Source organism: Nocardioides sp. (assembly GCF_036401255.1).
GTDB lineage: Bacteria > Actinomycetota > Actinomycetes > Propionibacteriales > Nocardioidaceae > Nocardioides.
The window spans coordinates 17,331-28,526 of record NZ_DASWVI010000149.1 but is presented as its reverse complement, the minus strand read 5'-3'; the positions used below and the strand labels follow the sequence as shown (position 1 = coordinate 28,526).

Annotated in this window: 6 protein-coding genes; all 6 read left to right on the top strand. The window is 69.5% G+C overall.

From position 1 onward, the window contains the following. Positions 1–111: 111 nt before the first annotated feature. The 6 genes from VGD85_RS07185 (at position 112) to VGD85_RS07160 (ending at position 11,187) form a co-directional block, all read left to right on the top strand. Positions 112–693, top strand: coding sequence for a hypothetical protein (locus tag VGD85_RS07185; RefSeq protein ID WP_331062767.1), 582 nt, complete (start codon positions 112–114; stop codon positions 691–693). Then, the gene (locus VGD85_RS07180; protein ID WP_331062766.1) at positions 690–1,520 is read left to right on the top strand and encodes a J domain-containing protein; all 831 of its coding nucleotides are present in this window, start codon (positions 690–692) and stop codon (positions 1,518–1,520) included. The genes VGD85_RS07185 and VGD85_RS07180 overlap by 4 nt, the downstream gene beginning before the upstream one ends. 221 nt (positions 1,521–1,741) lie before the next feature. Beyond that, positions 1,742–5,206 carry a DNA-directed RNA polymerase subunit beta gene (gene rpoB, locus VGD85_RS07175; RefSeq protein WP_331062765.1) on the top strand — a complete coding sequence of 1,155 codons (3,465 nt, stop codon included), beginning with the start codon at positions 1,742–1,744 and terminating at the stop codon, positions 5,204–5,206. Between the two features lie 81 nt (positions 5,207–5,287). After that, entirely contained in the window at positions 5,288–9,160 is a 3,873-nt protein-coding gene (locus VGD85_RS07170; RefSeq protein WP_331062764.1) for a DNA-directed RNA polymerase subunit beta', read from the top strand. A 178-nt stretch (positions 9,161–9,338) separates the two neighbouring features. Continuing rightward, positions 9,339–9,854 carry a DUF4232 domain-containing protein gene (locus tag VGD85_RS07165; protein WP_331062763.1) on the top strand — a complete coding sequence of 172 codons (516 nt, stop codon included), beginning with the start codon at positions 9,339–9,341 and terminating at the stop codon, positions 9,852–9,854. Between the two features lie 85 nt (positions 9,855–9,939). Beyond that, on the top strand, positions 9,940–11,187 hold the full coding sequence (locus VGD85_RS07160) for a geranylgeranyl reductase family protein (protein ID WP_331062762.1): 1,248 nt from the start codon (positions 9,940–9,942) through the stop codon (positions 11,185–11,187). Positions 11,188–11,196 lie beyond the last annotated feature (9 nt).

Here is an 11,196-nt window from a genome sequence, read left to right as displayed (position 1 = left end):
GGTGCACTGGGGCGCGAAGATCGACCCCGTGCTGGCCCCGACCGGTACGTTGGCCCCCCAAGCCTTCGGAGAGGAGTCGTGGAAGTGGCTGTTCCTCCAGCCCCTGGTGCCGTGACCACCGGGACTGAGGAGACGCCGCGTTCGGCCACCTTCCGGCTCGTGCTCCTCGTGCTGCTCGTCGTGCTGCTCCTGGCCTCCGCCGGCGTCCTCGCGTGGCTGCTCACCGAGCGGCGTGGCGAGGCCGACGACGCGCAGGCCGAGCGGGACGCGGTGATGTCGCAGACCCGGCAGTTCGTGCTGCGGCTGAACACCTACGGTCCCGAGCAGCTCGACAACCAGAAGCACCTGCCCGACTACCGCGACCAGGTGCTCGAGGTGATCACGCCGAAGTTCGCCGCCGACTTCGAGAAGTCCGGCCTGCCGATCGCGGAGCAGACGGTGGCCCAGGCCGGCTACGGCCGCTCCGCGGAGGTGTTCGGCGTCGGTGTGGAGTCCATCGACGCCGACTCCGCCACCGCGATCGTGGCCGCCGGGCTCACCGGCTCCTACCCCGACCCGAAGCACCCCGACGACAGGTCCAAGCGGGTCGCCGCCGACCAGGACGTGCTCCGCTGGGAGGTCGACCTGGTGAAGACCGACGGGCACTGGCTGGTCGACGACTACGCCCCCGTGACCGGGGAGGGATCGCAGTGAGCACCCCCGTCCCGAGCTGGTACGACCTCCTCGGCCTCGATCCCGCGGCCTCCTCCGACGACGTCCGCGCCGCGTGGCGTGCGCAGATCGCCGAGCTCGACCCCACCGACCGCCGCTTCACGGTGCTCAACCAGGCCGCCGAGGTGCTGCTCGACCCCGATCGGCGGTCGGGGTACGACGCCGAGCTGGCCGCCCGCGCGGAGCCTGTCGCCGCCGCCGGACCCGAGCCAGAGCCTGCGCCCGAGCTCGCGCCGGACCCCGAGCGCGAGCTCGCGCCGGAAGGCGAGCCCGCCCCGAGCGTCGTCCAGCCCCTCGACGGGGAGTCGCGGCGCCGCGGGGCCCGGGTGGCGGTGGTGCCGGGCTGGCTGCTCGCGGGGGTGGCGGCGCTGGCGCTGGCGCTGACGGTCACGGCGGCGATCCTCTGGGTGCGCGAGCCCTCCGCCGCCGACGTCGAGGATGACGCCCGAGCGGCCCAGGCGGCCGCCGAGCGCGCCGTCGTACCCATCCTGTCCTACGACGCGGCACACCTCGACGAGTCGAAGGCGGCGGCTCAGCAGTACCTCACCGGCGATCTGCGCAAGGACTACGACAAGGTGTTCGCCGGCCTCATCGAGACCAACGCCCCGGCCACGAAGACCGTCGTCAAGGCCACGCTGGTGCGCTCGAGCATCGTGCGAGCCGACGCGGACCGGGCCCAGGTGTTCTTGCTGGTCAACCAGACCCGCACGAACAAGAAGTACACCGAGCCCGAGGTCTACAAGAACTGGGTCACGCTCACGATGGACCGCGTCGACGGCCAGTGGCTCGTCGCCGACATGGCCACCTGACCGGCGCCCACTCGGGCTCGCGACCCACCGTCGGCGTGCTTGACCTGGACGGCTCGGGCGTTCATGATCGACGGCAGCGATTCCCGCGGTGTTTGTCGCGCGCCCGCACATCCGGTAGGGTGAGAACTTGCGTCTGCCCTCAAATGCGCTTCGGCCTGCCCGGTGGCCGATTCAGTGGTGGGCTGACGCAGATCGAAGAGCGAATCGTCGAAGGACACCTCTTGGCCGCGCGCACCACCTCCGGTAACTCCCGCCGCATCTCTTTCGCAAAGATCACCGAACCTCTCGAGGTCCCCCAGCTCCTCTCCCTCCAGACCGACAGCTTCGACTGGCTGGTCGGCAACGACAAGTGGAACGCCGCCGTCGAGCGGCGCCGTGCCGAGGGTGAGGACGTCTCCAGCAAGTCCGGTCTCCAGGAGATCTTCGAGGAGATCTCCCCGATCGAGGACTTCTCCGAGACGATGTCGCTGTCGTTCGAGAACCCGGTCTTCTACGACCCCAAGTACACCGTCGACGAGTGCAAGGAGAAGGACTTCACCTACTCCGCTCCGCTCTACGTCTCGGCGGAGTTCACCAACAACGACACCGGTGAGATCAAGGGCCAGACGGTCTTCATGGGCGACTTCCCGCTCATGACCGACAAGGGCACCTTCATCATCAACGGCACCGAGCGGGTCGTCGTCTCCCAGCTCGTCCGCTCGCCCGGCGTCTACTTCGAGCGCACCGCCGACAAGACGTCCGACAAGGACATCTACACCGCCAAGCTCATCCCCTCGCGCGGTGCCTGGCTCGAGTTCGAGATCGACAAGCGCGACATGGTCGGCGTGCGTCTCGACCGCAAGCGCAAGCAGAACGTCACCGTGCTGCTCAAGGCCCTCGGCTGGACCAACGAGCAGATCCGCGAGGAGTTCGGCGAGTACGAGTCGATGATGCTGACCCTGGAGAAGGACCACACCCAGGGCCAGGACGACGCGCTGCTCGACATCTACCGCAAGCTGCGTCCGGGCGAGCCGCCGACGCGCGAGGCGGCCCAGACGCTGCTGAACAACTACTACTTCAACCCCAAGCGCTACGACCTCGCCAAGGTCGGCCGCTACAAGATCAACAAGAAGCTCGGCCTGGTCGAGGCCTTCGACCAGCAGACGCTGACGATCGACGACGTGGTCGCCGCGATCAAGTACATCGTCGCCCTGCACGACGGCCGTGAGCAGATCGAGTCGCCCCAGGGCACCCTCGACATCTCCGCCGACGACATCGACCACTTCGGCAACCGCCGGATGCGCACGGTCGGCGAGCTGATCCAGAACCAGCTCCGCACCGGCCTGGCCCGCATGGAGCGGGTGGTCCGCGAGCGGATGACGACCCAGGACGTCGAGGCCATCACGCCGCAGTCCCTGATCAACATCCGGCCGGTCGTGGCGGCGCTGAAGGAGTTCTTCGGCACCTCCCAGCTCTCGCAGTTCATGGACCAGACCAACCCGATCGCCGGCCTGACGCACAAGCGTCGCCTCTCGGCGCTCGGCCCCGGCGGTCTCTCCCGCGACCGCGCGGGCATGGAGGTCCGCGACGTCCACCCGTCGCACTACGGCCGCATGTGCCCGATCGAGACGCCGGAAGGCCCCAACATCGGTCTGATCGGCTCGCTGGCCTCCTACGGCCGGATCAACCCGTTCGGGTTCGTCGAGACGCCCTACCGCAAGGTCGAGAAGGGCAAGGTCACCGACCAGATCGACTACCTCACCGCGGACGACGAGGACCGCTACGTGATCGCCCAGGCGAACGCGGCCCTCGACGACAAGGGTCGCTTCGTGGAGGAGCGGGTGCTGGTCCGCCAGCGCGACGGCGAGGTGTCGGAGATCCTGGCCGACGAGGTCGACTACATGGACGTCTCGCCGCGCCAGATGGTGTCGGTCGCGACCGCGCTGATCCCGTTCCTCGAGCACGACGACGCCAACCGCGCGCTCATGGGCGCGAACATGCAGCGCCAGGCCGTGCCGCTCATCAAGAGCGACGCGCCGCTGGTCGGCACCGGCATCGAGTACCGCGCCGCGGTCGACGCCGGTGACGTGGTCGTCGCCACGCAGGCCGGTGTCGTCAAGGAGGTGTCCGCCGACGCGATCGAGGCGATGAACGACGACGGCACCTACTCGACGTACCGCCTCGCGAAGTTCCGCCGCTCCAACCAGGGCACCTGCATCAACCAGCGGCCGCTGGTCTCGGAGGGCGACCGGCTCGAGGTCGGCACCCCCATCGCCGACGGTCCGTGCACCGACGACGCGGAGATGGCGCTGGGCACCAACCTCCTCGTGGCGTTCATGCCGTGGCAGGGCCACAACTACGAGGACGCGATCATCCTGAGCCAGCGTCTGGTCCAGGAGGACATCCTCACCTCGATCCACATCGAGGAGCACGAGGTCGACGCGCGCGACACCAAGCTGGGCCCGGAGGAGATCACCCGGGACATCCCGAACGTCTCCGAGGAGATGCTGGCCGACCTCGACGAGCGCGGCATCATCCGCATCGGCGCCGAGGTCACCACCGGTGACGTCCTCGTCGGCAAGGTGACCCCCAAGGGCGAGACCGAGCTGACCCCCGAGGAGCGGCTGCTCCGCGCGATCTTCGGTGAGAAGGCGCGCGAGGTCCGCGACACCTCGATGAAGGTGCCGCACGGCGAGTCCGGCACGGTCATCGGCGTCCGCGTGTTCGACCGCGAGGACGGCGACGAGCTGCCTCCGGGCGTCAACCAGCTGGTGCGGGTCTACGTCGCCCAGAAGCGCAAGATCTCCGTCGGTGACAAGCTCGCGGGCCGGCACGGCAACAAGGGCGTCATCGCGAAGATCCTGCCGATCGAGGACATGCCGTTCATGGAGGACGGCACGCCGGTCGACGTCGTGCTCAACCCGCTGGGTGTGCCGCGACGGATGAACATCGGTCAGATCCTCGAGCTCCACCTCGGCTGGCTCGCCAAGCAGGGCTGGGACCTCAACCTGAGCGAGGACACGTCCGACGCCGACTGGAAGCAGCGGCTGATCAAGATCCACGCCGACAAGGCGGCGCCGGGCACCAAGGTCGCGACCCCGGTCTTCGACGGTGCCCGCGAGGACGAGATCACCGGCCTGCTCGGCTCGACGATCCCCAACCGCGACGGCGTGCGGATGATCGGCGACAACGGCAAGGCCAGCCTGTTCGACGGTCGCTCCGGCGAGCCGTTCCCGGACCCGGTCTCGGTCGGCTACATGTACATCCTCAAGCTGCACCACCTCGTGGACGACAAGATCCACGCGCGCAGCACCGGCCCCTACTCGATGATCACGCAGCAGCCGCTGGGCGGTAAGGCCCAGTTCGGTGGCCAGCGGTTCGGCGAGATGGAGGTCTGGGCGATGGAGGCGTACGGCGCCGCCTACGCCCTCCAGGAGCTGCTCACGATCAAGTCCGACGACGTGCCCGGCCGCGTCAAGGTCTACGAGGCCATCGTGAAGGGCGAGAACATCCCCGACTCCGGCATCCCCGAGTCGTTCAAGGTCCTCGTCAAGGAGATGCAGTCGCTCTGCCTCAACGTGGAGGTGCTGTCCCAGGACGGCACGGCCATCGAGATGCGCGACGCGGAGGAGGACGTCTTCCGTGCCGCCGAGGAGCTCGGCATCGACCTGTCCCGTCGCGAGCCCAGCAGCGTCGAAGAAGTCTGAGCGTCGCGGGGCGCCCCTCGGGGCGCCCCGCCCTCAGTCCTCAGCCACACCAGAATTTTCTAACGAAGGATTGCAGCCATCGTGCTCGACGTGAACTTCTTCGACCAGCTTCAGATCGGCCTGGCCACGGCGGACGACATCCGCACCTGGAGCCACGGTGAGGTCAAGAAGCCGGAGACCATCAACTACCGCACGCTCAAGCCCGAGCGTGACGGCCTCTTCTGCGAGAAGATCTTCGGTCCCACCCGGGACTGGGAGTGCTACTGCGGCAAGTACAAGCGAGTCCGCTTCAAGGGCATCATCTGCGAGCGCTGCGGCGTCGAGGTGACCCGGTCCAAGGTGCGCCGCGAGCGCATGGGCCACATCGAGCTCGCCGCGCCGGTCACCCACATCTGGTACTTCAAGGGTGTCCCGAGCCGGCTGGGCTACCTGCTCGACCTGGCGCCGAAGGACCTCGAGAAGGTCATCTACTTCGCGGCGTACATGATCACCGCCGTCGACGAGGACGCCCGGCACCGCGACCTGTCCTCGCTGGAGGGCAAGGTCGGTCTCGAGCGCGAGCGCCTCGAGAAGCGCCGTGACCAGTCGATCGACGACCGGGCCAAGAAGCTCGAGGAGGACCTGGCCGCCCTCGAGGCCGAGGGTGCCAAGGCCGACCAGCGGCGCAAGGTCAAGGACGGCGCCGAGCGGGAGATGAAGCAGCTGCGCGACCGCGCCCAGCGCGAGATCGACCGCCTCGACGAGGTGTGGAACACCTTCAAGTCGCTCAAGGTCCAAGACCTCATGGGCGACGAGATGCTCTACCGCGAGATGAAGAACTGGTTCGGCAAGTACTTCGAGGGCCACATGGGCGCCACGGCGATCCAGAAGCGCCTCGAGAGCTTCGACATCGAGGCCGAGGTGGAGTCGCTGCGCGACACCATCGCCAACGGCAAGGGTCAGCGCAAGGTCCGGGCCCTCAAGCGGCTCAAGGTCGTCGACGCGTTCCGCAAGACCGGCAACAAGCCGCAGGGCATGGTGCTCGACGCCGTCCCGGTCATCCCGCCGGACCTGCGCCCGATGGTGCAGCTCGACGGTGGCCGGTTCGCGACCTCCGACCTCAACGACCTCTACCGCCGGGTCATCAACCGCAACAACCGCCTCAAGCGGCTGCTCGACCTCGGTGCGCCCGAGATCATCGTCAACAACGAGAAGCGGATGCTCCAGGAGGCCGTCGACTCGCTGTTCGACAACGGCCGACGCGGTCGTCCGGTGACCGGCCCGGGCAACCGGCCGCTGAAGTCGCTCTCCGACATGCTCAAGGGCAAGCAGGGACGTTTCCGTCAGAACCTGCTCGGCAAGCGCGTCGACTACTCCGGCCGGTCCGTCATCGTCACCGGCCCGCAGCTGAAGCTGCACCAGTGCGGTCTGCCCAAGCAGATGGCGCTGGAGCTGTTCAAGCCGTTCGTGATGAAGCGACTCGTCGACCTCTCGCACGCCCAGAACATCAAGTCCGCCAAGCGGATGGTCGAGCGGGCGCGTCCGGTCGTGTGGGACGTCCTCGAAGAGGTCATCACCGAGCACCCCGTGCTGCTCAACCGGGCGCCCACCCTGCACCGCCTCGGCATCCAGGCCTTCGAGCCGCAGCTGATCGAGGGCAAGGCGATCCAGATCCACCCGCTCGTGTGCTCGGCGTTCAACGCCGACTTCGACGGTGACCAGATGGCCGTGCACCTCCCGCTGTCCGCGGAGGCGCAGGCCGAGGCCCGGATCCTGATGCTGTCGACCAACAACATCCTCAAGCCGTCCGACGGCCGCCCGGTGACCATGCCGACCCAGGACATGATCATCGGCCTGTTCTTCCTCACCACCGACCGTGACGGTCAGCCCGGTGAGGGTCGGGCGTTCGCGTCGCCGGCCGAGGCCGTCATGGCCTTCGACCGCGGCGAGATCACGCTGCAGAGCAAGGTCAAGATCCGGTTCACCGACGTCGTGCCCCCGCTCGAGCTCGGCGCCGACTGGGAGCAGGGCCAGGCGATCACGCTCGAGACCACGCTCGGTCGCGCGCTGTTCAACGAGACCCTGCCCGCCGACTACCCGTACGTGAACTACGAGGTCGGCAAGAAGGCTCTCGGCGCGATCGTCAACGACCTCGCCGAGCGCTACACCAAGGTCGAGGTCGCGGCGTCCCTGGACGCGCTCAAGGACACCGGCTTCCACTGGGCGACCCGTTCGGGCGTGACCGTCTCCATCGACGACGTCACCACCCCGGGCGACAAGGCCGACATCCTGTCGGGCTACGAGGCCCAGGCCGCCAAGGTGCAGAAGCAGTTCGAGCGTGGTCTGGTCACCGACGAGGAGCGCCGCCAGGAGCTCATCGAGATCTGGACCCAGGCCTCCAACGAGGTCGGCAAGGCGATGGAGGCGAACTTCGACCGCGCCAACCCGATCTACATGATGGTCGACTCGGGTGCCTCCGGAAACATGAACCAGATCCGGCAGGTCGCGGCGATGCGTGGCCTCGTGGCCAACCCGAAGGGCGAGATCATCCCGCGCCCGATCAAGTCGAACTTCCGCGAGGGTCTGACCGTTCTCGAGTACTTCATCGCGACCCACGGTGCCCGCAAGGGTCTGGCCGACACCGCGCTGCGGACGGCCGACTCGGGCTACCTGACCCGTCGTCTGGTGGACGTCTCGCAGGACGTGATCATCCGCGAGGACGACTGCGGCACCGAGCGCGGTCTGCCCAAGCGGATCGGCGAGCGCCGCGAGGACGGCACCGTGGTCAAGGCGGAGAACGCCGAGACCGCGGCGTACGCCCGCACCGCCGCGGTCGACGTGGCCCACCCGGAGAGCGGCGAGGTCCTGGTCGCCGCCGGCGAGGACCTCGGCGACGTGAAGATCGGTGAGCTGATCGCCGCGGGTGTCGAGGAGGTCAAGGTCCGCTCCGTGCTGACCTGTGACGCCCGCACCGGCACCTGCGCGAAGTGCTACGGCCGGTCGCTGGCGACCGGCAAGCTCGTCGACATCGGCGAGGCGGTCGGCATCATCGCCGCCCAGTCGATCGGTGAGCCCGGCACGCAGCTGACCATGCGTACGTTCCACACCGGCGGTGTGGCCTCGGCCGACGACATCACGCAGGGTCTGCCCCGTGTGGTCGAGCTCTTCGAGGCCCGCTCGCCCAAGGGCCGTTCGCCGATCTCCGAGGCCGCCGGCCGGGTCACGATCGAGGAGACCGACAAGGCCCGCAAGGTCCTGGTCACCCCCGACGACGGCTCCGAGGTCCAGGAGTACCCCGTCTCGAAGCGGTCGCGCCTGCTCGTCGCGGACGGCGACCACATCGAGGTCGGCCAGATGCTCACGGTCGGTACCCCCGACCCGCAGGACGTCCTGCGGATCCTGGGTGTGCGCCGGGCGCAGGAGCACCTGGTGGACGAGGTGCAGGCGGTGTACCGCTCCCAGGGCGTGTCGATCCACGACAAGCACATCGAGATCATCGTGCGGCAGATGCTGCGCCGGATCACGGTCATCGAGTCGGGCGACACCAACCTGCTCCCCTCCGACCTGGTCGACCGGGTCCGGTTCGAGGAGGAGAACCGTCGGGTGGTCTCCGAGGGCGGCAAGCCGGCCTCGGGTCGTCCGGTGCTCATGGGCATCACCAAGGCCTCGCTGGCGACCGAGTCGTGGCTCTCGGCGGCCTCCTTCCAGGAGACCACCCGGGTGCTCACCGACGCGGCCATCCACGGGCGCAGCGACTCGCTGCGCGGCCTGAAGGAGAACGTGATCATCGGCAAGCTGATCCCGGCGGGCACCGGCCTCGAGCGGTACCGCAACATCCGGGTGGAGCCCACCGAGGAGGCTCGTGCGGCGGCGTACTCCGTCACCGGCTACGACTCCTACGACTACGAGTTCGGCAACGGCACCGGCCAGGCCGTGGCCCTGGACGACTTCGACTTCGGGTCGTACCAGAACTAGCGTCCTTGCCCGGAGCTCGCTCCGGGCAAGGACCAGACGCAAGGTCGAGTATCGAGACCGAGTAGTCACGCGGAACCCCCGTCCCAGGTGGGCGGGGGTTCCGTCGTCCCAGGCGGAAACTGGCGCCGACTCGGCATCCGGACGACAACTCCCGTGCGCTCCGGCGCGTCCCAGCGGTATGAAGCTCCTCCCCACCGCAGCCGCCCTGGGCGTCCTCGCCGCGGGCCTGACCGTTCCCGGCGTCACCGCCGGGCCGACCGCCGGGGCAGCCGCCCCCGCACCCTGCACGAACGCCGAGCTGACGGCGTCCTACCACGGCGGCGATGCCGCCATGAGCCACCGCTACGGGCGGATCGTGCTCAAGAACGTGTCCGACCACCCCTGCCGCACCGGAGGGTACGGCGGGCTGTCCTACGTCGGCGGAGGTGACGGCACCCAGATCGGGGCCCCCGCCGAGCGCACCCCCGGCCGGGTGCGCACGTTCGTCGTCCGTCCCGGACAGCGGCTCGTCAGCCCGGTGTCGGAGACCGACGCGACCGCGTACCCCAAGCGACGCTGCCGGCCGGCGCACGTGGACGGGTTCCGGGTCTACCTCCCGAACGAGACCCGCTCGCAGTACGTCGAGCACCCGACCACCGGCTGTCGCCGCCACCGCATCCACCTGCTCGAGCACAAGCCGTACCGCCGGCCGTGACCTGGGCCGTGACCTGGGCCGCGCCCGCTGGTCACGAGACGGCGCCGCTTGGGAGGATCCGCCCCGGGCCTGAGACAATCGGGGCGTGAGCATCCCGACCTCGACCGACGTCCTCGTCGTCGGCGCCGGCCCCGCGGGGTCGGCCGCGGCGGCCTGGGCGGCCCGCGCGGGGATGGACGTGGTCCTCGCCGACTCCGCCGTCTTCCCCCGCGACAAGACCTGCGGTGACGGGCTGACGCCGCGGGCGATCGGGGAGCTGCAGCGACTCGGCCTCGAGGACTGGCTGCGTGCCCACACCGTCAACCAGGGCCTGCGTGCCCACGGCTTCGGCCAGACCCTCCACCTGCCCTGGCCGGGCGGCTCGTTGCCGAGCTGGGGCTCGGCGGTGGCCCGCACCGAGCTCGACGACCACCTGCGCACCTGCGCCATCAAGGCCGGTGCGGTCGCGGTCGACGGCGCCCGGGCCGTCGACGTCCGCCGCGACGGCGGTCGGGTCGCCGCGGTCGTGTTCCGCATCGGCGACGAGCTCGTCGAGATCGCCTGCCGCCGGCTGGTCGTCGCCGACGGGGTGCGCTCGCCGCTGGGCAAGGTCCTGGGGCGGGAGTGGCACCGGGAGACCGTCTACGGCGTCGCCGGGCGCTCCTACGTCACCTCCGAGATGTCCGACGACCCCTGGATCAGCTCCCACCTCGAGCTGCGCGGCCAAGACGGCGCCGTGCTGTCGGGCTACGGCTGGATCTTCCCGCTCGGCACCGGCGAGGTGAACCTCGGCGTCGGCACCCTCGCGACGGCGAAGCGGCCCGCCGACGTCGCGATCAAGCCGCTGATGGCGCACTACGCCGACCAGCGCCGCACCGACTTCAAGCTCTCTGGCGACCTGCGGATGCCGACGTCGGCGCTGCTGCCGATGGGCGGGGCGGTCTCCCACGTCGCGGGGCCCAACTGGGCGCTGATCGGGGACGCGGCCGCGTGCGTGAACCCGCTCAACGGCGAGGGCATCGACTACGGCCTGGAGACCGGTCGACTGGTCGCCCAGGTCCTCGCGGAGCGGCCCGCCGACGCGCCGGGCCTCGACGCCGTCTGGCCGGCCCTGCTGCGCGAGCACTACGGCGAGGCGTTCTCGATCGCCCGCCGGCTGGCGGGGCTGGTGACGATCCCGCGGCTGCTGCCGACCCTCGGGCCCGCCGGCATGCGCTCGGACTGGCTGATGACGCTGGCGTTGCGATGGATGGGCAACCTCGTCACCGACGAGGACCGGGACCGGGCCGCGCGGGTGTGGCGCTGGGCCGGGCGCCGCTCGATCGCACGCGACCACCGACCGCCGTTCAGCTGAGGGCCGCCG

What these genes read in the sequence shown, in the direction of transcription:
- VGD85_RS07165 (WP_331062763.1), top strand. Translation starts at nt 9,339, where the DNA reads ATGAAGCTCCTCCCCACCGCAGCCGCCCTGGGCGTCCTCGCCGCGGGC.